The organism is Streptomyces sp. NPDC058307, from assembly GCF_042880295.1.
Lineage (GTDB): Bacteria > Actinomycetota > Actinomycetes > Streptomycetales > Streptomycetaceae > Streptomyces.
Window position 1 is genome coordinate 72,770 of sequence record NZ_JBHVYZ010000016.1, and the last position, 24,749, is coordinate 97,518.

The following is a 24,749-nucleotide window of genomic DNA, read 5'->3' on the forward strand; positions in this document are numbered from 1 at the left end:
GCCCTTGCCGTCGTCGAACACGAGCCCGGCGTACGGCGCCGGCACCTTCAGGCCGTCGGTCGGCTCGGTGCCCCGTCCGCGCTCCTCGCTGAAGTCCCCTTTCGGCAACAGGCTCTTGAGGGTCCTGATCATCTGCTCGCCGGTCGCGGGCGTGGCCGTGACGCTCGGCTTCGGCTCGGCGGAGGCCGTCAGGGACGACGGCACGGCCTCGGTCGCCGTACCGCCGGGCCGCAGGACCAGCGCCCCGCCCACGCAGGCGACCACGACGCTCGCGGCGCCCGAGGCGACGGCGGCCCGCCGCACGAACCGCTTGCGCCGGCCCCGCACCGCGCCGCGCGCGGCAAGGGACGCGCGGTCGGTGTCGAACCCGCCGCCGGTCTCGTGCAGGGCGGCGGTGAGCCGCTCCTCGAAGGGGTCTGTGTGCTGGTCTGCGAGCATGGGGGAGCCACCGTTCCGGTCGGGTCGGACGAAAGGGAAGTCAGGGGGCCGGTCAGGGCCGGGCGTAGGCGCCGATGTCCTCGCCGAGGAGCTCGCGCAACTGCTTGAGGGCTCGGGTGCAGCGCGTGCGGACCGCTGCCGCGCTGGCGTTCAGGACACCGGCGGTCTCCTCGATGGAGCGGTCCTCCCAGTAACGAAGGACGACCACGGCCCGGTCCTTGGCGGGCAGCCGTGCGAGGGCGTCCAGCAGCGTCAGCCGCAGGGGCGTGTCGACCCCGACGGCGGCCACCTCCGGCAGGACGTCGGTCGCGCGCTCACCGCTGCTGCGGCGGCGCCGATGGGTCAGGAACACCCGGACCAGGACGGTCTGCGCGTACGCCGCCGGGTTGCCGACGTGGGAGATCCGGCTCCAGCGGACGTAGATCCGCCCGAGCGCCTCCTGCACCAGGTCCTCGGCGAGATGCGTGTCACCCGCGGTCAGCAGACACGCCGACCGGTACAGGTGTCCGGCCCGGGCAGCGGCGAACTCCGCGTACTCGTCCGCGCGGGCCTGTCTCATGTGTTCCCCCTGGTGCTGTGCGCCCGGCCGTCTTGAGAGGTCCTCACTTCACCGACGCGGTGGGGCGGGGAGAATGTTTCACATGACCTGCCAGCACTCCGCGACGCAAGGGAACGGCTGCCGATGACCACCCCGCCACCGCCCTACGGCAACCCGCCCCACCCGTACGGCGCCCCGCCGGGTTTCGGCCCGCCGCCGCCCCCGTCGGCCTTCGCCCCTCAGCCGCCCCAAGAGGTGCCCGAGGGCCCGGAGTTCATGGCCGTCGACCGCCACAACTCCATCGTCGTCGACTCCGCGGGCGTCGCCTTCGAGGACCACGGCCACTCGGCCGAGTTCCCCTGGCACGAGATCCGCAGCGTCCACTACAAGGCCGGCCCCAACGGCAAGACCCTGATGATGGCCGTCGTCCACCTCGACGGCCGCTTCTACGAGTGCGTCGTGGACGCGAAGGGCCGGGACCCGCTGAGCAGGTGGTTCGCCCAGCTGGCCCCGGTACTGGGGTATTACCGGCCCACGGGATGAGCTGAGGCCCGATTGCTGAACTCTGTCAGTAGCCCGGGGCGTTGTTCACGACGGAAGACGAGGCGCTGTTACGACTCCTCCGCAGCACGGAGTTCGCGCTCTCCAACCGCGCGACGCACGAGGTGAAGCAGCTCGGAGTTGACGGAGCGATCATCTGCCGCGGCCAACTCTTTGAGATCGGCGTAGAGATCATCAGGGATGCGAAATGTGAAATTGACCATGATGACCTCAGTGTGAGGCTACATTGAGGCCATGTCACGCTTCCGCATGTACCCGACGCCACAGCAGGAGCACGTGATGCTCGACCACTGTGCGCATGCCCGGTACGTGTGGAACCTCGCAGTCGAGCAGCACTCTCACTGGCGCAGGGGCAAGAGAACCGCTCCTGGTTTCGCCGAACAGTGCCGACAGTTGACGATGGCAGGGGAACGGTCGATCAGCCTGGCAAGAATGTGAGACAGAAGGCCGAAATGTATCGGGCGATCCTCGCCCAGGGGTGGGGCCTTCTCCGGTGGCGTACAGAAGACAAGGCACCTGGCCGGGTGGAGGACGTACCGGCCCCGTACACGTCTCTGCGGTGCAGTGCCTGCGGCTGGATCGAGAAGAGCTCGCGCAAGAGCCAAGCCGAGTTCGTCTGTGTGGCCTGTGGGTTCACCTGCAACGCAGACACCAACGCAGCAGTCAATGTCGCGGCAGGACAGGTCGAAAGACCCGGGCGCTCAGCCCGTGCCGGAGGGACGACACGGCCGGACTGCCTGTCGAGCGTCCGTGAACCTCAACTCATCTGAGTTGGAATCCCCTTCTCTTAAAGGGGGGGAGGATGTCAAAGTGCTCAGGTAGTCACGCTGTGAAGTCGACTCGGTGCGCCGGGGTAAGCGCCGGTGAGCCGACAGGGGTGGGTTGAAACGGGAGGCGCGCGTGCCAACTGCCATCGCAGTGACCGGCGCCGACATGGCGCTGGCGGCGCAGGACGAGCGGACCCTGCCCGCCGTCGTGCTCGACGGCCTGGACCGGCAGCCGCTCGACCACTCGCTCGCCGCCCTCCAGACGCTGATCGACCAGCACGGCCATGTCGTCGTCGTGTACTCCCGTGCCGTGCCCCCGGCGGTGGACCAGCGGCTGCGTACCGTGCGGTCCCTCCTGGAGAGCGACCGGATCGCCCTGTTCCAGCCCGAACTGCCACCCCTCGGGGTCGCCGTCCTGGCCCGCCAGTTGAGACAGCTCGCCTCCTGCGACCTCAGCCCCGGCGTGCTCGCCTCGGCGGGCCGGCTGCTCACCCACTACCTCCACGCGGGCGCGCTCCTCGGCTCGGTGGCCAAGCTCGACCGGGTCCCCGTCGGGCTCCGGTCGCACGCCAAGTCCTGGGTGCCGGGCAGTCAGTTCGCCGTGCTCGCCCACCCGCAGCCGCAGCTGGTCAGGATCGCCCCGGACGCCACCCTCGCCGGCCCGGAGTTCGCCACCTCGATGCTCGTCGCCCGCGGCCAGCTCCAGTCCGACTGGGTCTCCGGGACGCTGGCCAAGTCCTGGCGGATCCAGGGGCTGCGCGAGACCCCGCTGCCCGCCGAGTCCGCCGAGTGGTGGGGCACCGGCAAGCTGATCGAGTTCTGCACCTTCCTGCCCGACCTGTCCGTCCTCTACCAACTGGTCACCTCGGTACGGCAGAACATCTGTCACTGGTGCGGCATCGACGTCATCGGCGACCGCTGCGTCTTCTGCTCGGCCACCGCACCCGTGACGCCCGTTCCCCAGCAGCATCAGCAGCAACAGCACGCCCAGTACCAACTGCCCGCCGGGTGAGCCGCACCGGATCACACCCGTCCCCGATTCCGCTCGACCTAGCCCCCCAACGAGGTTGTACGGTTCAATGAACTCCCGTCAGCGCCGCGGCGTGATACTCCTGCTCCTGTCGGTCCTGGGCGCCCTCGCGGCCTTCGCCGGCGTGCTGTCCGTCATCGACGACGTGAAGTCCAAGGTCGGCCCCGAGGTCACGGCGTACGAGGTCCGCAAGAGCATCCCGCCGTACACCCGGCTCACCGCGGACCAGTTCAAGAAGACGGAGATGCCCGAGCGCTGGCTGTCGGCGAACGCGGTCACCGATCTCGCGGACATCCGCGACAAGATCGCCGTGACGACCCTCAAAGCGGGCTCGCTGCTGCAGAGCGACATGATCGTCGACCAGCCGGCCCTGCAGCCCGGGCAGCAGGAGGTCGCCATCATGATCGACGCGGCGACCGGCGTCGCCGGCAAGATCACGCCGGGCTCCGCGGTGAACGTCTACGCCACCTTCGAGGGACAGCGGGAGGGTGATCCCGACCTGTCCAAGATCATCGTGACGAACGCGCGGGTCCTCGACGTCGGCGACCTCACCCCGCTCCAGCCGGACGCCGACGACCGCACCCGCGCGGCGACCGAGGCCCGCCCCATCACCTTCGCCCTCTCCGCCCTCGACGCCCAGCGCATCACGTACGCCGAGTCGTTCGCCAAGCGGGTCCGGCTCGCCCTGGTGGCGCCGGGCGAGACCGGGACCGTGCCCGAGCGGGAGCGCACGTACGAACTCGCGAAGGACAAGTGAGAGGCCGCCATGCCCACGAGGATCCTTCCGGCCGTCGGCGACGCGGACGCGGTCCGCTCCCTCACCACGCTGCTCAGCCAGCTCCCGGACGCCGAGCCCGTCGCCCCGGTCACCGACTCCACGCAGCTCATCGACACCCTCGCGCGCCTGGCCTCCGAGTCGATCGACGAGCTGCCCGAGGTCGTGGTCGTCCACGAGCGCATCGGTCCCGTCCCGGCCCTGGAGCTGATCCGTGAGGTCGCCCTGCGCTTCCCGGCCGTCGGCGTCATCCTCGTCACCTCCGACGTCAGCCCCGGCCTCTTCCAGGCCGCCATGGACTACGGCGCCCGCGGCCTCATCGCCCTCCCGCTCGGCTACGAGGAGCTCGCCACCCGGGTGCAGGCGGTCGCCCAGTGGTCGACGGGCGTACGACGGCACCTGGGCGCCGTCACCGACGTGTTCACCGGCGTCGGCGGCACCGTCGTCACGGTCAGCGGCGCGAAGGGCGGCGTCGGCGCCACCACCACCGCCATCCAGCTCGCCCTCGCCGCCCAGGCCTCCGGCCGCACCACCGCCCTGCTCGACCTGGACCTGCAGACCGGCGACATCGCCTCCTACCTGGACGTCCAGTTCCGCCGCTCGGTCGTCGACCTGGCCACCATCACCGACATCTCCCCGCGCGTCCTCGCCGACGCCGTCTTCCCCCACGACACCGGCGTCGCGCTGCTGCTCGCCCCGGGTGAGGGCGAACGCGGCGAGGAGGTCACCGAGCGCGCCGCCCGCCAGATCGTGAGCGCCCTGCGCTCCCGCTACGAGGTCGTGGTCGTCGACTGCGGGGCGCAGCTCAGCGGGGCCGGCGCGGCGGTCGTGGAGATGGCCGACACGGCCCTGCTGGTCACCACCCCGGACGTGGTCGCCGTACGCGGCGCCAAGCGTGCCGTGCGCATGTGGGACCGCCTCCAGGTCCGCAAGGCCGAGGAGACCACGGTCGTCGTCAACCGGCACAGCCGCGGTACGGAGATCCAGCCCGCGCTCATCCAGAAGATCACCGGCACGGGGGTCGCGGCGACCGTGATCCCGGCGAACTTCAAGGAGCTCCAGGGCGCGGTGGACGCGGGCCGGGTCCACGAACTCGACGCCAAGGGCACCGTCAAGCAGGCCCTGTGGACGCTCGCCGGTGAACTGGGCCTGGTCAAGGGCACGGAGACGAACTCCCATCGCAACGGCGGCCGGGAGCGCGGCGCCCTGACCTTTCGGCGCCGCAAGGAGCTCGGGAGGTGAGCGGGCGGCGGGACGAGGGACAGGTGACGATCGAGTTCCTCGGGATGACCCCGCTGATCCTGATCACGCTGGTGCTGCTGTGGCAGTTCGTCCTGCTGGGGTACACGTTCTCGCTCGCGGGGAATGCTGCGGACGAGGCGGTACGGGCCGCGACGGCGGCGGCGCCGGGGGAGCGGGAGGCCGCGTGCGAGCAGGCGGGACTGGACAAGCTGCCCGGCGCCTGGAGCGGCCAGGTCTCGTGCAGCACCGGCGGCGGCTATGTCACGGCCGACGTCCACCTCGACGTCCCGGTCCTGTTCCCGGGTGCGATCGCCTTCCCCTTCAAGGTCGACGGCCACGCGGGCGCGGTGGAGGAGGACAAGGACTGAGATGTCGTACGCCTCGAAGAGCACGCGTGACCGCGGTCAGGTGGCCATCGAATACCTCGGCTTCATCCCGATCCTGATCCTCGTCGCCATGGCGGGCGTCCAGATCGGGCTGATCGCCTACACCGCCCAGCAGGCCGGTACGGCGGCCAGGGCCGGGGCGCGGGCCGCCTCGCTGGATCTGAGCGCACAGGAGGGCTGTGTGAACGCGATCAGCGACTGGCTGTCCGTCGACTGCGCCGAGGGCGGGGGCGGCGACTCGGTCACCGTCACCGCCACCGTCCGGATCCCGTCGATCGTCCCCGGCTGGAGCTTCGACCCCGCAGTCAAGACCGCCACCATGCCGCTCGACCACTGAACGAGGTACCCCCATGAGTCTGCGGTCCCGCATCAACACCCCCGAGGAGAACGGCAGCCGGGGCGAGGACGGCCACCTGGTCTCCTCCTACCGGGCCAAGCTCCTGGAGGAGATCGACCTCGCGGAGATGAGCTCGCTGGCGGCGGCCGAGCGCCGGGCCCGCCTGGAGCGGGTGCTCGGGCACATCATCAGCCGTGAGGGCCCGGTCCTGTCGACCGTGGAACGCTCGCAGCTGATCCGGCGGGTGGTCGACGAGGCGCTCGGCCTCGGCATCCTGGAGCCGCTGCTCGAAGACGCCTCCATCACCGAGATCATGGTCAACGGCCCGGACTCGATCTTCGTCGAACGCGGCGGCCGCGTCGAGCAGTTGCCGCTGCGCTTCCCCTCCCACGACCAGCTGATGCAGACCATCGAGCGAATAGTCTCCACGGTCAACCGGCGGGTCGACGAGACGAACCCGATGGTCGACGCGCGCCTGCCGTCCGGAGAGCGCGTCAACGTCATCATCCCGCCGCTCTCCCTGACCGGCGCGATCCTCACGATCCGCCGCTTCCCCCGCTCCTACACGCTGCAGGAACTGGCCGGCTTCGGCTCCCTCGACGAGAACATGCTGTACCTGCTGGCGGGCCTGGTGCAGGCGCGCTTCAACATCATCGTGTCGGGCGCGACGGGCACGGGGAAGACGACCCTGCTCAACGCGCTGTCCGGGCTCATCCCGGAGGGCGACCGGATCATCACCATCGAGGACTCCGCCGAACTCCAGCTCCAGCAACGGCACGTGGTCCGCCTCGAGTCGCGCCCGCCGAACGTGGAGGGCCAGGGCCGGGTCACCATCCGCGACCTGGTCCGCAACTCGCTGCGCATGCGCCCCGACCGGATCGTGGTCGGTGAGGTCCGCGGCGGCGAGTCCCTGGACATGCTCCAGGCGATGTCGACGGGCCACGACGGCTCCCTGGCCACGGTCCACGCCAACAACGCGGAGGACGCGCTGATGCGGCTGAAGACCCTGGCCTCGATGTCGGAGGTGGAGATCCCCTTCGAGGCACTGCACGACCAGATCAACAGCGCGGTCGACGTGATCATCCAGCTCACCCGGTTCGCCGACGGCGTCCGCCGGATCACCGAGATCGCCCTGCTCGACAGCCACGGCAGCGAGCCGTACCGGCTGGCCACGGTGGCCCGCTTCAACGCCCAGCCCATGGCGGCGGACGGCAAGATCTACGGCCGGTTCGAGTACTTCCCGCTTCCCCGCCGTACCGTCGACCGCCTGTACATGGCGAGTCAGCCCACCCCCCAGGCCTTCGGGGTGGCCCAGTCCGCGGCCCAGTTGGCCCTCCGAGAAGCCAGGTAGGACGCACCCCCCATGGACCTGCACACCCTCGTCACACTCACCATCGGCGCCACCCTGGTGACCTGCGCGCTCGCCGTCGTGGGCGTCCACTTCTACGCCAGGGGGCGGGCGCAGCGGGCGGCACTGGTCGACCGGCTGTCGGCCGCGGGCCAGGTGCCGTACACCGGCCGCCGTCGGCACTTCAGGGACCTGGACCGCAGGCTGCGCCGCACCCGGCTCGGCCGGCAGCTGGAACTGCGGCTGGCGGCGACCGGTCTCGACGTGACGCCGGGTGAGTTCTTCGCCGCGATGATCGGGCTCGTCGGAGGCCTGTGGCTGGTCGGGCAGGCGGCCCTGGCGCCCTTCTTCGGCCCGCTGGCCGGCCTGGCGGGCGTCTGGGCGGCGGTGCAGTTCCTCAACTGGCAGCGTCAGAAGCGCATCGAGAAGTTCATCAACCAACTCCCCGAACTGGCCCGCATCCTGGCCAACGCCACCCACGCGGGCCTCGCCCTGCGTACCGCGATAGGCATGGCGGCGGAGGAGCTGGAGGCGCCGGCCGGGGAGGAACTGGCCAACGTGGCCAACCAGTTGGCGGTCGGCGTGTCGATGGAGGACGCGCTGGACGAGATGGCCAAGCGGCTGCCGTCCCGGGAGCTGGTGGTCCTGGTGACGACCCTGGTGCTGTCGAGCCGGGCGGGCGGCCAGGTGGTCAGCGCCCTCAGGAACCTGACCGAGACGCTGGAGGAACGCAAGGAGACCCGGCGCGAGGTCCGCACCCAGCTCTCCCAGGTGAACATGACGTCGTACGCGGTCCCGGTCCTCGGCATCGGCTCGCTGTTCCTGATGAACGGCGTCAAGGACGGCGCGCTGGCGCGGATGACGGGCTCACCGCTGGGCCAGGGGGCGGTGATCATCGCGTTCTCCCTCTACGCGGTCGGATTCATCCTGATCCGCCGCCTGTCACGGATCGACATCTGAGGAGGGGGTGGCTGTGATCGGTCTCGGACTGGCCCTGTTGATGGCCGTGAGCGTGTGGGGCGTCTTCGCCGGCCTGCGCATGTACCGGGCGGAGGCGAAACTGCCGAGCGACCTGATGCTGGCCCTGGAGGTCGGATCGACCCGCACCGGCGCGGTCGACTCCCTGGTCGACCGCATGGGCATGCGCTACGCGCCCGCCGTCCTGCGGCTGATGGGCCCCAAACAGGTGGCGAAATACCGCCGCAAGATCGACCTGGCGGGCAACCCGGGCGGCCTGACCATCCACCGCTACGCGGCCCGCAGGGCGGTCTACGGCTTCCTCGGCGCCCTGGGTTTCCTGGTCTTCCTCCTCCGCGGCCAGATCCTGGTGGCCCTGCTCCTGCTGGCCTTCGGGGCGTTCTGGACGGAGGTCGGCATCTGGTCGGCGATCCGGGTCAGGAAGGACGTCATCGAGCGCACGCTCCCCGACTTCCTGGACGTGCTGGCGGTGGTGGTCAGCGCGGGCCTGGGCTTCCGCCAGGCGCTGGACCGGGTGGCCTCCAAGTACGAGGGCCCCTGGGCCGACGAACTGCACATCACGCTGCGCCAGATGGACCTCGGCATGAGCCGCCGCCAGGCCTTCGCGGAACTGCGCCGCCGCAACGACTCCGAACAGGTGGCGATGTTCGTGACGGCGCTCCAGCAGGGCGAGGAACTGGGCGCTCCCATCGTGGACACCCTGGTCTCCCTGGCCAAGGACATGCGCCGCACGGACGCCCAGAACGCCCGCCGCAAGGCCGCCCGCGCGGTCCCCAAGGCCACCATGATGATCACCACGTTCATGGTCCCGGCCACGATGCTCCTGCTGGCCGCGGGGCTGCTGCTCGGCTCGGGCACCGACTTCGGCACGATCACGGGGAAGTAGGGGGCGGGGCGATGTCGACGACGGGTGCGCGCGGGAACACCCATCCCGCCGAAGGCCGGGTGGGGCCCTCCGGCGTGCCCGCACTGGACTCCTCCGGCGTACCCGCACTGGACCCCTCCGGCGTACCCGCACTGGACCCCTCCGGCGTACCCGCGCTGGACATCCAGGTCAACGCCCTGCAGGCGATGTGCCGCCAGGTCTTCGGCTTCCGCCTGGCGATGATCGCCCTGGCCGCCCCCGCCGCCCTCCTCAACGCGGGCCCCGGCCTCGGCACCCGCCTGGTCGGCGCCGCGGTCGTCGTCACCTTCATGGTGTCGTACGCCCTCTTCAGGGACTGGGAACGCTTCGGCCCCCTCCTCCTGCGCCACCCCACCCTCCTGGCCGCGGACACCCTCTTCGGCAGCCTCCTCCTGATCTCCGCGGGCCCGGACACCACCCTCGCGTACGTCAGTGTCTGCACCCCCCTCCTCGCCGGCATCGCCTACAGCTGGCGGGGCGCCGCGGTCTTCGCGTCCCTGCAGTCCCTGATCCTGCTCCTGGCCCAGACGGCTCTTCCGCACGCGAACACGACTCCGGCCGACGTCCTTCTCCTCCCGGGCTTCTGTGTGATCACGGGCGCGGTCGGCTCCACCCTGCGCAACCTCCTGCTCCGCTTCGGTACCGCGACCCAGGCCCTCACCGCGATGAAGGCCCGCCTGGCGGTGACGGAGGCGATCAGCGAGGAACGGGCCCGGCTGGCGCGGGAGATGCACGACTCGGTGGCGAAGACCCTGCACGGCGTGGCCCTGGCGGCGGAGGGCCTGGCGGCCTCGGCGGCGGCCCCCGCCCCCGACCCGGCCCTGCTGAAGCGGCAAGCGGAACTGGTGGCCCGAGCGGCCCGCAGAGCGGCGACGGAGTCCCGCGAACTCCTCACCGACCTGCGCCGGGACCCGGCCCCCACCACGGACGTACTGGAGGAACTCGCCACCCGCACAAGAAACTTCAGCGCCCGAACGGCACTCGAGGCGACGTACCAGGCCCCCACCCACCCCCACTCCGCGCTCGCCGTCCCGCACCCCGTGGCCCGCCAGCTCCTCACCATCACCGAGGAGGCTATGGAGAACGCCCACCGGCACGCCGAGGCCACCCGCGTCGACGTCACGGCGGACGTCGACGCCGACCACGAACTGCTCAGCATCAGCGTCCAGGACGACGGCCGCGGCCTCCCCCCGGACACCACCCTCGACGCACTCCGCCGCTCCGGCCACTTCGGCCTGGTCGGCATGGTGGAACGCGCCGAGTCGGTGGGCGCCCGTATCCACATCGGCGGGGGCGCGGACGCGAAGGGCACGGAAGTACTCCTGGAGCTGCCCCTGTCACCCCCGCAGGGTGACCGTTGCCCCCCACCCGATCTCGAGAGGAGGCCCTGACATGCCGGACGACCCCCAGCCCCCCACCCCACCGATCGCGCTGTTCCCGACGGCCCCGCCCACCCCCGTCCGGATCGTCGTCGCCGACGACAACCCGGTGGTCCGAGCGGGCCTCACCGCCCTCCTCACGGATCGCGAGGACATCACGGTCGTGGCGGAAGCGGCGGACGGCCGGGCGGCGTACGAGGCCGCGAGCCGGCACCGCCCGGACGTGGTCCTGCTGGACGTCCGGATGCCGGGCGTGGACGGGATCTCGGCGCTCCCGTACCTCGTGCCGATCGCCCCGGTGCTGATGCTGACGTACAGCGGAGAACCGGAGACCGTCCAGGAGGCGCTGCGCAGGGGAGCCGACGGCTACCTCGTCCACGGCGAGTTCACGGCGGACCAACTCGTCCTGGCCGTACGGGACACCGCGCGGGGCCGCACCCACCTCACGCCCACGGCGGCGAGCGCCCTGCTGACGCAACTACGCGATGCGAATGCACACGTAAATCAGCATCTGCCTTACCCAGCAAAGACAGTGGCCCTAAAAGGACTTTCGCAACTGCAACCATCTGTGGGACAGTCGTCATCGGACAGGGCGCGTTTCCAACTCAGCGCGAGGGAGGCGGAGATCATGGACCTCATCGCATCCGGCATGACCAACCAGCAGATCGCCGCCGCCTGCTTCATCAGCGAGAAGACGGTCAAGAACCACATCAACCGCATCTTCGCCAAGCTCCACAGCACGAGCCGCTCCGAGGCCGCCGCGAAGTGGCTGGGCACCGCCCCGAGTTCGGGCCGAGGGGTGGGGTGAGCCGTGACCATGCGAGCTTGGGCCCGGATTTGGGCCCAGGGGCCCTGCGCCGACCGGGATCCGCGGGTCTACGTTCCGGTTGTCGATGGCGGCGACACCGAAGGGTCTCACGATGAGCAACCGGTTCAACGACGACAAGGGTCAGACCGCGGTCGAGTACCTGGGCATCATCGCGGTGGTGGTGGCGATCGTGCTGGCGATCACGGGGACGGACATCGGCAACACGATCTATACGGCGATCGTGGACAAGGTCAACGAAGTCATCAGCGGCTGACCGGGCTTCGTAGATACGACGACGCAGGGCAGGCTTTCCCCATCTACATCACGGTGGTGGCGGGCCTGCTCTTTCTGGCGTTCGCCTTCCTGGCGGTCGGCCAGGCCGGGGCCAACCGGAACGGCGCCCAGACGGCGGCCGACGCGGCGGCGCTGGCGGCGGCCCTGGACACGCGGGACAAGCTCACCGACAAGTGGGTGGAGAACATCCTCGACCCCACCAAGTGGCGGGACATCTTCGACGGCGTCGGGGTGCCGTTCGACGGCTGCCCACGGGCGGACCAACTGGCGGCACAGAACGACGCCACGGTCGTATGCGCGGAGTTGCCGGTGCTGCCGGGGACGCCCCCGGGCTACAAGGTCGAGGCAACGACCAACAAGACCGTCGGTGATTCCATCGTCCCCGGCATCGAGGACAAGAAGTCCGTACAGCAGGCCACCGCCGTCATCGAATCGGTCTGCGATTTCGACCCACCGGGAGCGGACGCCGACACGCACGTGCTGCCGACGCTCAAGTGCGACGGCGGTGAGTGGACTCCGGACCCGACGGATCCGGAGAATCTGCCAAAGCCCGAGGACCTCTTCGACGTTCATCTGGCTGACTGACAAGCGAACCACGAGTGGTGAAGGAAGCGCAGCGATGAGCATTCGGTTCACGGCGAAGGCCCGCAGGGGGATGGTCGCGTTGACGATCGCGGCCGGACTGGCCGTCGGTGTGGCCGGTTGCAGCGGTGGAGGCGACGACAAGAAGCCGGAGGCATCGGCCTCGGTCTCCCGCACGGGCGGATCCGACCCGAGTACTCAGGAAGGCGAGTCCGACGAGCCGATGGCGGAGCTGAAGGGCTCGAGCGGACTGCTGCTCCAGATCACTTCGGCCACTCGGGACGCGGGTGGCTTCGTCACGGTGAACGGCAACCTGAAGAACGACGGTTCCAAGCGCATCACCGTTCCCCCCGCAGTGCGCGGAGACGAGACGGAGATCCTCCGGCACGGCATGTCGCTCGGGGGCGCGACCCTCGTGGACGCCGCCTCGAAGAAGCGCTATTACGTGCTGCGCGACACGGACGGTCGACCACTGACGACGACAGGCTTCTCATCCCTGCAACCCGGCGAATCCCTGGCCGTGTTCGCCCAGTTCCCGGCCCCCCCGACGACCACCACCGACGTCACCTTCCAACTCCCCACCTTCGCCTCCGCCACCATCCAGATCTCCGGGTGAGGCACCCCATGACCACCGCTCCCCGCCTCGCCCTCACCCTGACCGCGGCCACGCTCCTCACGGCCGTGTTCCTCCCCGCCGCGCAAGCCGACGGCGGCCCCAGCGTGCCGCCGGGCACCGAGCCCTCCGCCACCGCGCCCGTCGAGGTGGACCCCAACGACCCGGACCTGAAGCTGCCCGAGGGCGCCACCCTCGCCGAGCCGAAGGTCCTGGACATCAAGCAGGTCGTGGAGGACCAGAGCGGTGACGAACGGCGCGAGGACACCAACGCGGACGTGAAGTTCGCCCTGCAGGCAGAGGTCCTGTTCGGCAAGGACAGCGCGAAGCTGAACGGTGAGGCGAAGGCCCGTATCTCCGCGATCGCGGCGGAGATCAAGAACCAGAACGCCACGCAGATCCGTGTCTTCGGCTTCACCGACAACCTCGGCAGCTACGCCCACGGCCGGACCCTCTCCCGCCAGCGCGCCAACGCCGTACAGGACGTCCTGGACCAGGAGTTGAAGGACTCGGGCATCACCTACGAGGTCCGCGGCTACTCCGAGGACTACCCGATCGCCTCCAACTCGACGGAGTCGGGCCGCAAGAAGAACCGGCGGGTGGAGGTGTCGTTCCCGCGAGGGGAAGGCTGACCAGCGCGGAGTATGGGGTTGGCTGTCCGCCCCGTGACTCCGGTGGAATCGGCGGGCGAGTCGGCTTGGGCGGCACTGTGATTACGTTGGAGGCCGTCCGCTTCAACAGGAGCCGTTGTCAGACCTGACTGGCAGAGTGCCCAGCCATGGACACTGCCGAGTTCTGGAGCATCATCGAGGCCGCTCGCTCGGCCGGCACGCCAGACATGCCTTTTGTCGAAGCCCTGGTCGATGAGCTGTCCGCCCGTACCAAGGCCGACATCCTCTGCTACCAGGAACGCTTCGACGAGATGCATGACGCCGTGTACCGATGGGACGTGTGGGCCGCCGCCTACCTGATCGGCGGCGGCTGCTCGGACGACAGCTTCATGGACTTCCGCGCCGGCCTGATCGCGCTCGGCCGCGGCTGGTACGAGAGGGCTGCGGCCTGCCCGGACAGTCTCGCTGAGCATCCTGCGGTGATCGCCGCCGCAGGGGCGAACGACGATGAAGCCGTGTTCGACGAGGACGTCAACTACGCGGCCGGCGACGCGTTCAAGCGCGTCACCGGAGGTGAAGAGGACTTCTACGTCGCCTGGGACGAGTACGCAGCCGCACGGGACTGTTCCGGCCAGGACTCCGTAGACATGGGCGAAGACTTTGACTTCGATGACCCCGATGAAATGCGACGCCGGCTCCCGAGACTGGCCGCCCTGTACCTCCTCGATACACCAGGCTGAGCACCGACAGACAGCGAGATGCCCTCTCGACAGGTCGGCCGTCGACGGACGGAGCCCGGCACTCGATGCGAAAACGAATCTCCCGCTGATGAACCCTCACGACAGACCTGGCCAGCCAGCGACTCCGTATTGCGATGACGGGAAGCCGGGCATGGCCGCTGTTTGCCTTCCGGCGCCGACACTTCGCCGCCAGTCGGCATCGCCGGCGGTCGTGCAATGCAGACCCTGAACAGGGGAGCCACCGCTTCCCTGTTGCGATCGAGGCCGCTTGAGGCGGGAGTTCAGATACCGACCGAAAGGACTCGATCTCCACAGAGCTTGGTCAGGTCATCCACGTCGGAGGTCACCACGATGCGCGGGCCGGCGTAGCCCAGAGCCGTCGCGGCCACGACCGCGTCGATGGCGTACTTGTGTCCATGCAGATTTGCGTTCCGCAGCAGGTCGATGGCGCACCAAGTGATGGTGTCGGTGACGGGCAGGACCTCCAGGCGGGAGACGTGCCACCGCAGGCGATCCATGCGGACCTTGGAATGCCACGCCTCGATCAGGGTCAGATTGCTCACGGCGACGAGGGTGTCCTTGGCCTGCGCCATGCGGATCAGCCCGGTGACGTGGGGGTCGTTGTCCATGAACCTGCTCAGCCCCTGACTGTCGAGGAGCAGCACGCCATGGTTCAACTGGCTTTGGGTGCGAGCCATTCGGGACCGCTGTTCTCCTTACGATCGTCGGTGAGACGTTCACTCGTTGCCAGGGTCTCGGCCTCCCGGAAGATTTCCGCGGCCCACTCCTCGACTTGGGGGGAGGGAGGCCCGATTTCGGCTTCCTTCTGCTGAAGCAGCTCCTCCAAAAGATCACGCTGTATCTGTCGCTCGACAGCGGCGCTCACATAAGCGGAGAAGCCGCGTGCTCCGACGCGAGCTTTGACCGCAGCGATGCGGCCCGCGGGCATGGACACGCTGACTTTCTGCGCCGGGCCCTCGTCCTTGCCGTACTGCTCAGCAGAATCCATGAAACTAGAGTAGCAAAAGATGTGGCAACCTACCCTGGGTGACGGGTAGGTCTCCGTTGTCGACGCGTCACCCTGCCCGGCCCGCGTTCCCGGCGGTGGTGGGGCGACGCGCACCGCCTGGTGGGCGCCGCGTGTGTGCGAGAGCAACGGCTGCGGTCCCCTCCCTGTCTGTGTCGTCAAGGTCGGAATCCGGCCAAAGCCCCGGAAAGGCAGTCCCGCCACGGTGATATTTTTACTCGCTCACCGCTAATCGATGCGCGTAACAAATCGAAAGCCCCGGATGATGAGGGGCGGCAGCGAACTGGGGGATACGGCATGTCGGGCGGCACGGACATCGAGGATCCGGCGGCACTGAACCGCGCGGGCACCGGCGCGCAGGAGATGGCGGGACGGACGCGAACCACAGGCGCCCACCCGGTGGACGAGACCCGCTCGGCATCCAAGGACTTCGGCAGCGGCAACTGGGACGGCGGCCTCGGCGCAGCGCTCAGCGGCCTGGCGGATACTTGGTCGAGCCAGGTCTCGGCGCTCGCGTCCAAGTGCGACGGCCTCTCCCGCCAGTGCGGCGGCTCGGGCCTGCTCTACCAGAGCACGGAGACGGCGAACACGCAGACCATGCGCTCTCTGTCCGCCAAGCCGTCACCATTCGGCTGACGCTGACGCTGACGCTGACGCGATCCCACCACCGTCATCTGCGATCACCACACCACGGGGACCCACCACAGCCATGCCGACGTACGAGCAGCTGTACCACCTCAACCTCAGCAACCTCAAAGCGGCAGCCGACCGCTGGCGTGAGACGGCCTCCAAGTTCAAGGGCCTGCACACCGCGTACGGCGACGAGGTCGCGGCGCCCTTCAAGCAGGCCGGCTGGCACCAGCCCGTTCTGACGGCGGCCAAGGCGGACAGCGATGTCCGCGCCGCCCAGCAGGAGTTCGAGGACGCCCAGAAGGAGGCGCAGGGCATCGCCGGTGTCCTCACCTCCCTCCACAGCGCTTTGCAGAAGGCCAAAGACGACCTCAAGCACCTCGCCGAGGTAGCGGCCCCGAAGCAGAAGCTGCACGTCAGCGCCACGGGTGTCGTCACCCCGCGCAACGACGCCAACCAGCAGACCTGGGCCCACCACGACCCCGACGGCCAGGCCCTCATCCGCGAACAGCAACAGGCCTGTGACGCCTTCGCCCGCCGCATCGAGGCCGTCCTCCAACAGGCCGCCGACGCCGACGAAACGGCGTGCTGGGCCCTGCGCCGCGACCTGGGCGGCTACACGGACACCTTCAACTCCAAGGTCGTAACGTCTCTCGACAATGCGAGCGCCACCCGTGCGGCCGAGTTGAAGAAGAAGAGCGCCAAAACGGGGACAGATGGGTGGGTCACCGAAGGTGAGGCAGAGGTCTCTGGCCTTGCGGCCGGCGTATCGGCGTCCGGGCCCAGTACCGGGGATGGCTCGCTGGGGGAGGCAGCGGCGCACGCTGATCTCGGCCGTGCATCGGCTGAAGGGACCCTCACCAACGGCTCGTTCCAGCTTGCCGGAGAAGCTGAGGCGTACGCAGGGGCCAAGGCATCGGTGAGCGGTGCCGCCACAAATGAGGGCCTTCAGAGTCAGAGCAGCGCCTTCGCCGGTGGCGAGGCCGCGGCGAAGGGCAGCGCCTACCTCGGTCCTGTCGGCCTCTACGGACGGGCCGACGGTATGGGTGGAGTGGAGGCAAGCAGCACTGCCACTGCCAACCGTGAGGGCTTGGTCCTTGGGGGAGATGCTTTCGCCGGCGCGAAGGGCAGCGCCTCAGGAGGTGCCGACGTCGGCGGTATCGCTGCTGGTGCGACGGCTGAAGGCTGGGCCGGTATCGGGGCCGAGGGGGAAGCGACCGTCGGCAAGGCCGAAGACGGCAAGTGGAAGATCACCACACACACCGGTGTCGCTTTCGGACTCGGCGGTGCCGTCGGCTTTGAGTTCACCGTCGATCCGGGAAAGGTCGTAGACACCGCCGGCGATATCGCCGACGGGATCGGCAGCCTGATCTGATGCAGGATTCCGCATCGCTGCCTCCGGGTTACCAAAACCGCGGTAAGCGAGCAACAAGAGCAAGGAGAGACCGATATGGCGACGACCCTGCCCGTACCGATCAAGTTCGAGCTGCCTGACGGCTGGCGCGCGGCACCACCGGACAAGGTCGGTGCGCCAGGGGCGGCGTTCGTTGCCTTGTATCTTCAACCGGATGCTGACTTTACCGCCAATATCACGATCGATGGTGAGTACCGCCCGGACTCGGCGGTGCTTCCCGACATCGCTGACGGGTCGGTAGAGCGGTTGCGCGAGACCGGTGCGTCGGTCGTCCTGACTGATCGACGTGAAATGGGCTCTGCGGAAGCTCCCGGCCTTCTCCAGAAGCTGGCCGTATCTACCAGTCTGGGCGGCACGCCCCGCGACGTTGTCCAGACTCAGGTGTATCTGTCCCTGTTGGACATCGCAGATCCGCACAATCGGGCGGTGATCCGCCTGGTGCTGACATCTACGGCAGCCCAGCACCCGGTTGTTCTGGGTGACTTCGAGGACTTCGTGCGCACAGTCCGGCCACGCACTGAATAACGCAGTAGGCCACATCGGCCTTGCACCCGCAACCTGTGGCCTCCTATGTTGACGCCATGGGACTCTTCGACAAGCTGACCGGGACCAAGCGTCCGGCCGATGGCATTGCTCCGCTGTCCGCCGAAGAGGTGCGTGCTGCCTTGCTCGGCCTCAACACCGCTGACGTTCCATACGCCATCCGGGACGGCCGTGATGAGGGTGCAGACCTGGTGGCCGAGTGGCGTCTTTTGGAGCCGGCTTGGCGGACATTCTTCCTTCGCAGCCAACTGAGCCGAGTGTTCAAGGTTCATATGCGCCTGGTCCCGGAGAAGAACGAAGTCCGTGCGCTTGACCAGCAATTCGAGGTCGAGTGGCTCGGGGACACGCCGAGGCTCTCTTTGGCGCGCGAGGCTCAGCGTGGACAGGTGAAGACCGTCACGAAGCAGTGGTCGCTGAGCCGGGGCGAGGACGGCAGTCGGGAAGAGACCTTCAGCTTCGACAGCGACGACCTCAAGGATCCGCTCCAAAGCGTTGTCTTGAAGTCTGGTTGGACCTGGCGCGGAGTCGTCTCCGGCCGACTGTGAAACAGTCGCGTCGGCGTTCTTGCGGATCGAGAACCTGAGACTCTCTGCCGACCGGGACTCCTTGTTCCCTTCGGACTTCCTTGAGTGACTAACTCGCGGGGGAAGCCGTCTTGTCGGCTTCGAAGTCAAAGTTGATTTGGTCTCCATTGACAGACGTCACCTTGATCGTCACGCCCAAGGTGCTTCCGTCATTGGCTGTCAGCTTGCACCGCATAGTGGTGCCGACCTTGCCGACGAGATCCTCGGGGCAGCTGACGTCGGGTTTTGGCCGTCCCGTTGTGGAGGCCAGTTTCTCAGACACCAGGGTGGCTACCTTTTTCGCAGACATCTTCGGCTCAGACTTTTCAGCATCGACCGCGGCTGAGCAGCCGGCGAGCAACATGCTGACCGCTGCGGCTGCCAAGAGAGAAGTTCCAGCAGGAAATCTATTCATTGATGTAACGAGTTCCTATCGTTCGATCAAGGGAAAAGATAGCGAGAAGTGTAGTCGATTTCACCGGGTATCTCATTGGTTATTGGTTTCAACGGGCGCCCGCCCCGGCTCCATCGAGAAAGTGCCGTCCGCGCGAAGGCCGTGTACTCGGCGGACGTGAGGGCGACTGCTGCGTGGAGACCGCAGCCCACCCAACCCGAATATCCAATCCAACTTACGAGCCTCGGCCGGAGCAGCGCTCACTGCCTCGGCCGGAGGTTCTGAGGCTGGTCGACGTGGTCCCCGGGTTGCCGACGTGACCGCACGTGCGGCTACTGCTGGGGCGGCCACTGGCTCTGGGGCGGGGTGGGCTGTTGCTGGTACGGATTGGGCTGCTGCGGTGAGACCGGCTGGTGGTACGGGTTCTGCTGCGGGTAGGGCTGCTGGCCGTACTGCGGGTAGCCGACGGAAGTGTCATACCCCACGGGCCCGCCGTTGCTGTTTCTGCCGCGCCTGGATCGCTTCACGATCAGGAGGGTGACCAGGCCGACCACGGCCAGTCCCACGACACCGATGACAGCCCAGATGATCACGGCCTTCTGGTTCGTCTTCTCCTGCTCGTCGTCGGATGCGCCGAGTGCGGGAGCGGCGGATTTCTCCTTCAAGGACTCCGGGACGGTCAAGGGGCCGTACTTCGAGCCGGCCGGGATGTTGTCCTTCAGTGCGGCGAGGGGCTGGATGATGCCATAGCCGTAGCTCTTGTCCGGGAGCGAGAGGCCCTTCTCTGAGTCAGGGAGCGCCGCCGTCTTGACCAGGCGGTTGGCGATCTGGCCTGCCGTCAGGTCGGGGAACTTGGATCGGAGGAGGGCGGCTGCTGCGGAGACGTAAGCGGCAGCATCTGAAGTACCAGTGCCGCTGCGATACCCGTTACCTTGCCCCTTCGCGCTGACGATGTCAGTGCCAGGTGCGGTCAAATAGACAAAATCACCCGAGTTTGAACCTTCCCAGGTGAACCCGTCATTCTTTACTGCGCCTACCCCCAGTGCGCCCGGGGATGCTGCCGGGTAGCACTTTTGGCCTTTCTCTGAGTCGTTTCCTGAGGAGCTCACAACTAGTACGTCATGCTTCAAAGCGTATGCGACTGCCGCAGAGGCCTTATCGAGCTCGTCTTGATCGGTGGAGTCGAAACATTCAGAGACGTTGATCACGTCTGCGCCATTATCGACTGCGTATCGGATGGAAGTGGGCAGCCCCGGACCGTCTGTTCCATAGTCGCGAATAGGCAAGATCTTCGCCTTCGGGGCCAGGCCTATCACTCCATCGTTTGTTCCGTGCCCGTGGCCGGCGATGATCGATGCCATGGCTGTTCCATGATCTACTTCTGTCCCTGGTTCCGGGGTTGCGCTGCCTCCGTCGAGGAAATCCTTTCCCTTGAGCACGTTTCCCTGGAGGTCGACGTGATCGGCATTTACTCCACTGTCAATGACGGCAACAGTGACGCCTTCTCCCTCTGAGATTTTCCAGACGGATTCAGCGTTGAGTGCATTGAGCGCCCACTGCATATCCCTGATCTGATCCGCAGTCGCGAGGGGAGCAGAGGAAAACAGCGTCGCACCTGCCAATGCGGCGCAGCCCGCTGTTCGAATTACTAGAGCGAAGCCCATGTGTGTCCTCTCCAAGGCTGGTGCGAGGTTTCCCTGAGAAGGGTGTCCCCGCACCTTCCTACCAACTGCAGCACGCCGTGTTGCTACCCCTCGATGACCCGAGGCGCCACATTACGCTGCGGGGTCCAGGTCTCCTCGTCCTCGACCAGATAGTCGGGACGTTCCCGCTCGCGCTGCTCCGCGTCCTCGGAGCGACCGTTGCGGCCGTTGGGTGCACCCGCGATTCCGCCCTTGCGGATGGCGCTGGCTCCCCGACCCGCGGCACCGCGGCTGCTGTGCAGGCCCGAGCCGCCGGCAGTCCCTCTGCCTGTACCCGCAGCCGCCTTGGGTGTCCCACCGCTGATTCCACCCGACTGGCGAGCTGAGCCCTCTGGGCGTGCGCTCCGGCCCGCACTCGCGCCTGCTCCAGCGCGGCCGGCCATGCCGCCCACACCGGGTCGGCCACCCATCGCTCCGCGCGCAGCGCCAGTTACGCCGCCGACGACGCCAGCGCCACCACCGACGAAGCCAGCACCGCTACCGACGCCGCCAGAGGATCCACCATTGAGGAAGCCTCCGCCACTGGCCGTCGGCGTACCGGCGTGGCCACCGGAGATTCCGTCAATCGCCGTGCCTACGTTCTGTACTGGTGCTGTCGACTGATGTGCTCCGCCGGTGATGCCTGAAGGGGAGGTCACCGACTTCGACTGACTGATGGGGTCAGTCTGGGTGTGCCGGGTAGTACCGGCCGAAACGTTCTGTCGATTTCGGGGCGAGGTGGCCGACGGAATGGTCACCGGGGTGGGCGTAATGCCACCGGGATCCCCCGGAACGTCATGCCCACCGTCTTGTACTGGGCGCTTGTTCCAAGACCCCATAGCTTTCGCCTGCGAATTGTAAGAAGCCCCCAACGTCTCCATCTTCGCGGCCATGCTCAGCTGCGCCTCCCGCCCCGCCGACAGGTCGTCTTCGTTGCGGTCAAGGACCTCCTGCGCGCCCATTCCGGCGGCGATGTCCTTGTCCGTGCCCTCCCCGCTGCGGGTGAACCCGTCCCCCGCGCTGTTGAACAAACTGGAGACCCTGCCCGGCTTCTCCATCGCCATGACCTCGGGCTGGACCTTGCCAAGAATGGCGGCGGCGTTCGCCATCGCCAGAGCCGTGTGCCCGGCGTACTTGGCCGTGTCGCCGATGCTCTTGCTGACCTGCGTGGCCTTCGCGGCGAACCCGTCGGCGGCCGCACCCTTCCAGTGTTCCTGGATGCGGGCGACCTCCTTCTCGAAGTCGCGCTGGATCGCGGTCAGTTGTGCCTGTACGCCCTTCCAGCCCGTGACGACGTCCTCCACGAGGTCCGGTCTGGCGTGGCGGACCATGGCCTTCATCTCGTCCATGTTCTTGCCGCCGGAAAAGGGTGTCGTGTGCTTCTCGTTGAAGCACTTGTTCATCTCGACGTAGTCGTAGTCGATGTACTTGTCGCCGTCAGCCACGGATGTGTGCCCCCTCGATCACTGCGTACCCGCGTTCGGGAAGCTCGCCTGCGCCGCGTAGTCCGTGTCCTGGTACGCCCCGTGCGTGTACTTCGTTTTGCGCCCGAACTCGTCCATGACCGTGTTGAGGTACTTCACGACGTCCTCGATGTACGTCTTCATCTCGCTGTGAGCGTTGGCGAGTTTGTGCGCCTCGTCGAAGCCGGTTCCGAGGGCGCCTTCCGGGAGGTACGTGTTGGTCGCCGTGTCCGTGTTCGCCTTGCCGAGATCGCTCAGTACTTGATTCAACGCGGTGACGGTCTTCTCGAGTTCGTCGAGATCGACGCTCACTTCTTCGGCCATGCCCAGCTCCCCGTTTACTTCGATGCGTCACTCGCGGTCGGTCGGGTCGTGCCTGTCGTGCTCGCGTCACGATCGCTGACGGGCGGCACCCGCTCCGACCAGCCCTGACCTGTTCCAACTCTACCGGCGACCACAGACAGAACGAACATCACAACGTTCCGTCACGAGACCACGATGAACTCAACTCACCTTGCACACAAGCAAGATTCAAGGCGGCGCGCGTTCCTCTGCGCGGTCCGAAGATCCTCGCCACCGAGGTCACCGACGAAATGCGGCTTTCCGCTCGGCGCTGGCCCGGAAGGACGCTGTACGCCATCGATCCGGCCTACAACCCGCACGGTGAGGTACCGGACCACGGGAAACTGGGCAGCAGGCTCATCGACGAGCACGGTGAGATCGGCGATTACTACGGCAACCCCGATTACGAGCCCACCCTCACCGCGCTGCGGTACCTCCCCCCGCAGAACGAGATGGAGCGCACGCTGCAGGCCTTCAGATCGCGCCGCGGCACGCCCGAGGCACTCCTGGACGCCCTCCGCGAAGGCACCCTGCTGGTGTCGGTCGAGGCGGACGGCAGGCAACTCCGCTTCCGCCGGGGCGAAGACGGCGAGCGCTTCCTGGACGTCTACACCAGTACCCAGTACGTCCCCGACGACGGTCGGCAGGTGCGGGCGATGAACGGCGGGGAGCTGGCCAAGGGTCTGTACGGGTGCGACGTGGCGATCAACACCGGCAGTCGTCCGAGTCTGTGGATCCCGTCGTCGGACCTCGCGGTCAGCGCGTTCGGCTGACGGCGGCGGTACGACAGTTCGCCGCCGCGCTCGTCTTCCCGCTGGGTAGGCTCGTCCACGTTGTCCGCGGTGTCGGCAAGTACACCCTCGACCGGGTGTCCAGGGCCATCGTGTGACACCGCGGTGATTCCTAGCCTCATCGGTATGACTGACAACAAGAACCCTCATCCCGAAGGAACTTCGCGGCGCCGGGCCTTAGGGGGCCTCGCCGGTGTGGCGGGTGCCGCCGCACTCGCCGCAGGTACAGGTGCGGGATCCGCGCACGCCACACCTCACCCGTCCCGCGTACGGACGTACGTCCTCGTCCACGGCACCCACAGCGCCGGCGCGTTCTGGACGGCGATCGGCAGGGAGCTCGCGCTGCGCGGGCACCGGGTCGTCGCCGTGGACCAACCCCTGCACGGCACCGAGAAGTTCATCCCGAAGGCGTACCAGGCACAGGACCTGCGCGCCCTCGCGACCGAGCCCTCGCCGGTCGCTGCCCTCACCCTCGACGACTTCGAGCGGCGCGTCACCGGCGCGGTACGCCGGGCCGCACGACTCGGGGGCCCCGTGATCCTGGTCGGCCACAGCATGGGCGGTGCCTCGGTGAGCCGGGTCGCCGACGCCGTACCCGAACTGCTCGACCACATCTGCTACATGGCCGCCTTCTGCCCGAGCCGCACCATGCCGTCCCTGATGGACTGCGCGTCCTCCCCGGAGGGGCAGCACGCCCTCAACCCGTTGCACCAGGTCGGCGACCCGGAGAAACTGGGGGTGCTGCGCCTCAACTGGCGTACCTCCGACCGCCGTGAACTGGCCGCCTTCAAGAAGATGATCTGCGCGGACCACACGGACGCGCAGTTCCTGCGCGTGCTGGAGGGAATGCAGACCGATGAGTCGATGGCGGCGTACGCGGACCGGGCGGTGGGCCGAGCGACCACCTGGGGCCGCCTCCCGCGCACCTATCTCCGCTTCGGCAAGGACAGGACCGTGGCCACGCAACTCCAGGACCGCATGATCGCGGAAGCCGACGCCCTCACCCCGCACAACCGCTTCACGGTCCACGACTTCCCGACCGCGGGCCATCTCGGCCCGGCGGACCCGTCCCCCGTGGTCAACGTCCTCCACGGTCTCGGTGCGCGTATCGGCCGGAATCCATGGACTCTCTGAGGGAAGCTCCTACGCATGGGGATTCCGCGCGTCACTACTCCACCGAGATCTCCACCCGCACCCCCGCCCGGACCCCCCACCCCTCCATCGCCCCGGCCTCCGTCTCCAGCACATGCCGTGCACGCAGCCGCGGCAGCCCCAGGCGCCCCGGCTTCATGGTCCGTACGGCGATGACCCGCAGGCCGCGGTCGAGGTAGGCGACATCGATGGGCATCCGCATCCGGAAGGTGTGCACACTGCCCGCGGGGGACAGCAGGAGCGCGCCGTCCACAAAGTCCCGCCCGAGCAGCCCCCGGGTGCGGGCCCGGTAGGAGGTCGCGATCTCCAGCGGTACGGAGAAGCCGTCCCGCTCCCCGTGCACCACCAGCCTGCCTCGCCCGTCCCGCCAGCGTCCCATCCCGGAGCACCTCCCAGCTGTACCGTGGCAGCCCATCC

Annotated in this window: 33 protein-coding genes and 1 pseudogene; 24 read left to right on the forward strand and 10 right to left on the reverse strand. The window is 68.0% G+C overall.

Translation table 11 applies throughout. From position 1 onward, the window contains the following. Together ACFVYN_RS14545 and ACFVYN_RS14550 are read right to left on the reverse strand one after the other, a co-directional pair. Positions 1–438 (reverse strand): annotated as a pseudogene (locus tag ACFVYN_RS14545) (hypothetical protein); the annotation flags it as partial. Positions 439–490: 52 nt separating this feature from the next. Further along, positions 491–997: a SigE family RNA polymerase sigma factor gene (locus ACFVYN_RS14550; protein ID WP_389997494.1), complete on the reverse strand. Its 507-nt coding sequence runs from the start codon at positions 995–997 to the stop codon at positions 491–493. A 123-nt stretch (positions 998–1,120) separates the two neighbouring features. Between ACFVYN_RS14550 and ACFVYN_RS14555 the strand changes: the two genes are divergently transcribed. Further along, positions 1,121–1,519, forward strand: coding sequence for a hypothetical protein (locus ACFVYN_RS14555; RefSeq protein ID WP_389997497.1), 399 nt, complete (start codon positions 1,121–1,123; stop codon positions 1,517–1,519). A 68-nt stretch (positions 1,520–1,587) separates the two neighbouring features. Here the strand turns inward: ACFVYN_RS14555 and ACFVYN_RS14560 are convergent, their stop codons facing one another. Continuing rightward, a complete protein-coding gene (locus ACFVYN_RS14560; RefSeq protein ID WP_359388296.1) occupies positions 1,588–1,740 on the reverse strand; it encodes an Arc family DNA-binding protein in 153 nt (50 codons plus the stop codon). Positions 1,741–1,786: 46 nt separating this feature from the next. On the opposite strand from ACFVYN_RS14560, the gene ACFVYN_RS14565 reads away from it, so the two are divergent. From ACFVYN_RS14565 to ACFVYN_RS14645, 17 genes are all read left to right on the forward strand, one after another. After that, complete coding sequence (locus ACFVYN_RS14565) at positions 1,787–1,975, forward strand: helix-turn-helix domain-containing protein (RefSeq protein WP_389997704.1); 189 nt, start codon at positions 1,787–1,789, stop codon at positions 1,973–1,975. Positions 1,976–1,989: 14 nt separating this feature from the next. After that, positions 1,990–2,307: a zinc ribbon domain-containing protein gene (locus ACFVYN_RS14570; protein WP_389997707.1), complete on the forward strand. Its 318-nt coding sequence runs from the start codon at positions 1,990–1,992 to the stop codon at positions 2,305–2,307. Between the two features lie 163 nt (positions 2,308–2,470). Continuing rightward, positions 2,471–3,316: a hypothetical protein gene (locus ACFVYN_RS14575; protein WP_389997710.1), complete on the forward strand. Its 846-nt coding sequence runs from the start codon at positions 2,471–2,473 to the stop codon at positions 3,314–3,316. A gap of 67 nt (positions 3,317–3,383) precedes the next feature. Further along, positions 3,384–4,091 (forward strand): Flp pilus assembly protein CpaB, encoded by a 708-nt coding sequence (gene cpaB / locus ACFVYN_RS14580; protein ID WP_389997500.1) that lies wholly within the window; start codon positions 3,384–3,386, stop codon positions 4,089–4,091. A 9-nt stretch (positions 4,092–4,100) separates the two neighbouring features. Beyond that, positions 4,101–5,351, forward strand: a complete 1,251-nt coding sequence (locus ACFVYN_RS14585) for a CpaE family protein (RefSeq protein ID WP_389997503.1) — start codon at positions 4,101–4,103, stop codon at positions 5,349–5,351. A gap of 44 nt (positions 5,352–5,395) precedes the next feature. Continuing rightward, positions 5,396–5,719, forward strand: a complete 324-nt coding sequence (locus tag ACFVYN_RS14590) for a pilus assembly protein (protein WP_389997713.1) — start codon at positions 5,396–5,398, stop codon at positions 5,717–5,719. Position 5,720: 1 nt separating this feature from the next. After that, entirely contained in the window at positions 5,721–6,074 is a 354-nt protein-coding gene (locus tag ACFVYN_RS14595; RefSeq protein ID WP_389997506.1) for a TadE/TadG family type IV pilus assembly protein, read from the forward strand. A gap of 13 nt (positions 6,075–6,087) precedes the next feature. Next, positions 6,088–7,425, forward strand: a complete 1,338-nt coding sequence (locus ACFVYN_RS14600) for a CpaF family protein (RefSeq protein WP_389997510.1) — start codon at positions 6,088–6,090, stop codon at positions 7,423–7,425. 12 nt (positions 7,426–7,437) lie between these two features. Next, the gene (locus ACFVYN_RS14605) at positions 7,438–8,382 is read left to right on the forward strand and encodes a type II secretion system F family protein (protein ID WP_389997513.1); all 945 of its coding nucleotides are present in this window, start codon (positions 7,438–7,440) and stop codon (positions 8,380–8,382) included. A 16-nt stretch (positions 8,383–8,398) separates the two neighbouring features. Continuing rightward, on the forward strand, positions 8,399–9,286 hold the full coding sequence (locus tag ACFVYN_RS14610; protein WP_389997716.1) for a DUF5936 domain-containing protein: 888 nt from the start codon (positions 8,399–8,401) through the stop codon (positions 9,284–9,286). Between the two features lie 11 nt (positions 9,287–9,297). After that, on the forward strand, positions 9,298–10,695 hold the full coding sequence (locus tag ACFVYN_RS14615) for a sensor histidine kinase (RefSeq protein WP_389997516.1): 1,398 nt from the start codon (positions 9,298–9,300) through the stop codon (positions 10,693–10,695). A 1-nt stretch (position 10,696) separates the two neighbouring features. Further along, positions 10,697–11,491, forward strand: a complete 795-nt coding sequence (locus ACFVYN_RS14620; RefSeq protein ID WP_389997519.1) for a response regulator — start codon at positions 10,697–10,699, stop codon at positions 11,489–11,491. A 112-nt stretch (positions 11,492–11,603) separates the two neighbouring features. Next, entirely contained in the window at positions 11,604–11,765 is a 162-nt protein-coding gene (locus tag ACFVYN_RS14625) for a Flp family type IVb pilin (RefSeq protein WP_167368204.1), read from the forward strand. Next, entirely contained in the window at positions 11,762–12,370 is a 609-nt protein-coding gene (locus tag ACFVYN_RS14630) for a pilus assembly protein TadG-related protein (protein WP_389997719.1), read from the forward strand. The genes ACFVYN_RS14625 and ACFVYN_RS14630 overlap by 4 nt, the downstream gene beginning before the upstream one ends. 34 nt (positions 12,371–12,404) lie before the next feature. Continuing rightward, a complete protein-coding gene (locus tag ACFVYN_RS14635) occupies positions 12,405–12,983 on the forward strand; it encodes a hypothetical protein (protein WP_389997521.1) in 579 nt (192 codons plus the stop codon). An 8-nt stretch (positions 12,984–12,991) separates the two neighbouring features. Next, positions 12,992–13,612 carry an OmpA family protein gene (locus tag ACFVYN_RS14640; protein ID WP_389997524.1) on the forward strand — a complete coding sequence of 207 codons (621 nt, stop codon included), beginning with the start codon at positions 12,992–12,994 and terminating at the stop codon, positions 13,610–13,612. Between the two features lie 146 nt (positions 13,613–13,758). Then, positions 13,759–14,331, forward strand: coding sequence for a DUF4240 domain-containing protein (locus tag ACFVYN_RS14645; RefSeq protein WP_389997527.1), 573 nt, complete (start codon positions 13,759–13,761; stop codon positions 14,329–14,331). 281 nt (positions 14,332–14,612) lie between these two features. On the opposite strand, the gene ACFVYN_RS14650 is transcribed toward ACFVYN_RS14645, so the two are convergent. Together ACFVYN_RS14650 and ACFVYN_RS14655 are read right to left on the reverse strand one after the other, a co-directional pair. Next, on the reverse strand, positions 14,613–15,029 hold the full coding sequence (locus tag ACFVYN_RS14650; protein ID WP_389997530.1) for a type II toxin-antitoxin system VapC family toxin: 417 nt from the start codon (positions 15,027–15,029) through the stop codon (positions 14,613–14,615). Beyond that, positions 15,005–15,340, reverse strand: a complete 336-nt coding sequence (locus ACFVYN_RS14655) for a hypothetical protein (protein ID WP_389997533.1) — start codon at positions 15,338–15,340, stop codon at positions 15,005–15,007. The genes ACFVYN_RS14650 and ACFVYN_RS14655 overlap by 25 nt, the downstream gene beginning before the upstream one ends. Positions 15,341–15,655: 315 nt before the next feature. Here ACFVYN_RS14655 and ACFVYN_RS14660 point away from each other — a divergent pair, with 315 nt between their 5' ends. The 4 genes from ACFVYN_RS14660 (at position 15,656) to ACFVYN_RS14675 (ending at position 18,490) form a co-directional block, all read left to right on the forward strand. Then, positions 15,656–15,994 carry a hypothetical protein gene (locus ACFVYN_RS14660; RefSeq protein WP_389997536.1) on the forward strand — a complete coding sequence of 113 codons (339 nt, stop codon included), beginning with the start codon at positions 15,656–15,658 and terminating at the stop codon, positions 15,992–15,994. 73 nt (positions 15,995–16,067) lie between these two features. Continuing rightward, positions 16,068–17,363: a hypothetical protein gene (locus tag ACFVYN_RS14665; RefSeq protein ID WP_389997539.1), complete on the forward strand. Its 1,296-nt coding sequence runs from the start codon at positions 16,068–16,070 to the stop codon at positions 17,361–17,363. Positions 17,364–17,438: 75 nt separating this feature from the next. Then, complete coding sequence (locus ACFVYN_RS14670; protein WP_389997542.1) at positions 17,439–17,927, forward strand: hypothetical protein; 489 nt, start codon at positions 17,439–17,441, stop codon at positions 17,925–17,927. Positions 17,928–17,983: 56 nt separating this feature from the next. Continuing rightward, complete coding sequence (locus tag ACFVYN_RS14675) at positions 17,984–18,490, forward strand: hypothetical protein (protein ID WP_389997545.1); 507 nt, start codon at positions 17,984–17,986, stop codon at positions 18,488–18,490. 88 nt (positions 18,491–18,578) lie between these two features. On the opposite strand, the gene ACFVYN_RS14680 is transcribed toward ACFVYN_RS14675, so the two are convergent. The 4 genes from ACFVYN_RS14680 to ACFVYN_RS14695 form a co-directional block, all read right to left on the reverse strand. Next, on the reverse strand, positions 18,579–18,923 hold the full coding sequence (locus ACFVYN_RS14680) for a DUF4333 domain-containing protein (RefSeq protein WP_389997548.1): 345 nt from the start codon (positions 18,921–18,923) through the stop codon (positions 18,579–18,581). Positions 18,924–19,234: 311 nt separating this feature from the next. Continuing rightward, the gene (gene mycP / locus ACFVYN_RS14685) at positions 19,235–20,566 is read right to left on the reverse strand and encodes a type VII secretion-associated serine protease mycosin (protein WP_389997551.1); all 1,332 of its coding nucleotides are present in this window, start codon (positions 20,564–20,566) and stop codon (positions 19,235–19,237) included. 83 nt (positions 20,567–20,649) lie between these two features. Continuing rightward, a complete protein-coding gene (locus ACFVYN_RS14690; RefSeq protein ID WP_389997554.1) occupies positions 20,650–22,029 on the reverse strand; it encodes a hypothetical protein in 1,380 nt (459 codons plus the stop codon). A gap of 18 nt (positions 22,030–22,047) precedes the next feature. After that, positions 22,048–22,371, reverse strand: a complete 324-nt coding sequence (locus tag ACFVYN_RS14695) for a hypothetical protein (RefSeq protein ID WP_389997556.1) — start codon at positions 22,369–22,371, stop codon at positions 22,048–22,050. A gap of 269 nt (positions 22,372–22,640) precedes the next feature. Here ACFVYN_RS14695 and ACFVYN_RS14700 point away from each other — a divergent pair, with 269 nt between their 5' ends. Then, positions 22,641–23,162, forward strand: coding sequence for a type VII secretion system-associated protein (locus ACFVYN_RS14700; RefSeq protein ID WP_389997559.1), 522 nt, complete (start codon positions 22,641–22,643; stop codon positions 23,160–23,162). A gap of 144 nt (positions 23,163–23,306) precedes the next feature. Then, a complete protein-coding gene (locus tag ACFVYN_RS14705) occupies positions 23,307–24,314 on the forward strand; it encodes an alpha/beta hydrolase (protein ID WP_389997562.1) in 1,008 nt (335 codons plus the stop codon). A 34-nt stretch (positions 24,315–24,348) separates the two neighbouring features. On the opposite strand, the gene ACFVYN_RS14710 is transcribed toward ACFVYN_RS14705, so the two are convergent. Further along, the gene (locus ACFVYN_RS14710; protein WP_389997565.1) at positions 24,349–24,711 is read right to left on the reverse strand and encodes a DUF192 domain-containing protein; all 363 of its coding nucleotides are present in this window, start codon (positions 24,709–24,711) and stop codon (positions 24,349–24,351) included. Positions 24,712–24,749 lie beyond the last annotated feature (38 nt).

Coding starts and splice junctions, on each gene's coding strand:
- ACFVYN_RS14550 (WP_389997494.1), bottom strand. CDS start 997: ATGAGACAGGCCCGCGCGGACGAGTACGCGGAGTTCGCCGCTGCCCGG.
- ACFVYN_RS14555 (WP_389997497.1), top strand. CDS start 1,121: ATGACCACCCCGCCACCGCCCTACGGCAACCCGCCCCACCCGTACGGC.
- ACFVYN_RS14560 (WP_359388296.1), bottom strand. CDS start 1,740: ATGGTCAATTTCACATTTCGCATCCCTGATGATCTCTACGCCGATCTC.
- ACFVYN_RS14565 (WP_389997704.1), top strand. CDS start 1,787: ATGTACCCGACGCCACAGCAGGAGCACGTGATGCTCGACCACTGTGCG.
- ACFVYN_RS14570 (WP_389997707.1), top strand. CDS start 1,990: ATGTATCGGGCGATCCTCGCCCAGGGGTGGGGCCTTCTCCGGTGGCGT.
- ACFVYN_RS14575 (WP_389997710.1), top strand. CDS start 2,471: ATGGCGCTGGCGGCGCAGGACGAGCGGACCCTGCCCGCCGTCGTGCTC.
- cpaB (WP_389997500.1), top strand. CDS start 3,384: ATGAACTCCCGTCAGCGCCGCGGCGTGATACTCCTGCTCCTGTCGGTC.
- ACFVYN_RS14585 (WP_389997503.1), top strand. CDS start 4,101: ATGCCCACGAGGATCCTTCCGGCCGTCGGCGACGCGGACGCGGTCCGC.
- ACFVYN_RS14590 (WP_389997713.1), top strand. CDS start 5,396: ATGACCCCGCTGATCCTGATCACGCTGGTGCTGCTGTGGCAGTTCGTC.
- ACFVYN_RS14595 (WP_389997506.1), top strand. CDS start 5,721: ATGTCGTACGCCTCGAAGAGCACGCGTGACCGCGGTCAGGTGGCCATC.
- ACFVYN_RS14600 (WP_389997510.1), top strand. CDS start 6,088: ATGAGTCTGCGGTCCCGCATCAACACCCCCGAGGAGAACGGCAGCCGG.
- ACFVYN_RS14605 (WP_389997513.1), top strand. CDS start 7,438: ATGGACCTGCACACCCTCGTCACACTCACCATCGGCGCCACCCTGGTG.
- ACFVYN_RS14615 (WP_389997516.1), top strand. CDS start 9,298: ATGTCGACGACGGGTGCGCGCGGGAACACCCATCCCGCCGAAGGCCGG.
- ACFVYN_RS14620 (WP_389997519.1), top strand. CDS start 10,697: ATGCCGGACGACCCCCAGCCCCCCACCCCACCGATCGCGCTGTTCCCG.
- ACFVYN_RS14625 (WP_167368204.1), top strand. CDS start 11,604: ATGAGCAACCGGTTCAACGACGACAAGGGTCAGACCGCGGTCGAGTAC.
- ACFVYN_RS14635 (WP_389997521.1), top strand. CDS start 12,405: ATGAGCATTCGGTTCACGGCGAAGGCCCGCAGGGGGATGGTCGCGTTG.
- ACFVYN_RS14640 (WP_389997524.1), top strand. CDS start 12,992: ATGACCACCGCTCCCCGCCTCGCCCTCACCCTGACCGCGGCCACGCTC.
- ACFVYN_RS14645 (WP_389997527.1), top strand. CDS start 13,759: ATGGACACTGCCGAGTTCTGGAGCATCATCGAGGCCGCTCGCTCGGCC.
- ACFVYN_RS14650 (WP_389997530.1), bottom strand. CDS start 15,029: ATGGCTCGCACCCAAAGCCAGTTGAACCATGGCGTGCTGCTCCTCGAC.
- ACFVYN_RS14655 (WP_389997533.1), bottom strand. CDS start 15,340: ATGGATTCTGCTGAGCAGTACGGCAAGGACGAGGGCCCGGCGCAGAAA.
- ACFVYN_RS14660 (WP_389997536.1), top strand. CDS start 15,656: ATGTCGGGCGGCACGGACATCGAGGATCCGGCGGCACTGAACCGCGCG.
- ACFVYN_RS14665 (WP_389997539.1), top strand. CDS start 16,068: ATGCCGACGTACGAGCAGCTGTACCACCTCAACCTCAGCAACCTCAAA.
- ACFVYN_RS14670 (WP_389997542.1), top strand. CDS start 17,439: ATGGCGACGACCCTGCCCGTACCGATCAAGTTCGAGCTGCCTGACGGC.
- ACFVYN_RS14675 (WP_389997545.1), top strand. CDS start 17,984: ATGGGACTCTTCGACAAGCTGACCGGGACCAAGCGTCCGGCCGATGGC.
- ACFVYN_RS14680 (WP_389997548.1), bottom strand. CDS start 18,923: ATGAATAGATTTCCTGCTGGAACTTCTCTCTTGGCAGCCGCAGCGGTC.
- mycP (WP_389997551.1), bottom strand. CDS start 20,566: ATGGGCTTCGCTCTAGTAATTCGAACAGCGGGCTGCGCCGCATTGGCA.
- ACFVYN_RS14695 (WP_389997556.1), bottom strand. CDS start 22,371: ATGGCCGAAGAAGTGAGCGTCGATCTCGACGAACTCGAGAAGACCGTC.
- ACFVYN_RS14700 (WP_389997559.1), top strand. CDS start 22,641: ATGCGGCTTTCCGCTCGGCGCTGGCCCGGAAGGACGCTGTACGCCATC.
- ACFVYN_RS14705 (WP_389997562.1), top strand. CDS start 23,307: ATGACTGACAACAAGAACCCTCATCCCGAAGGAACTTCGCGGCGCCGG.
- ACFVYN_RS14710 (WP_389997565.1), bottom strand. CDS start 24,711: ATGGGACGCTGGCGGGACGGGCGAGGCAGGCTGGTGGTGCACGGGGAG.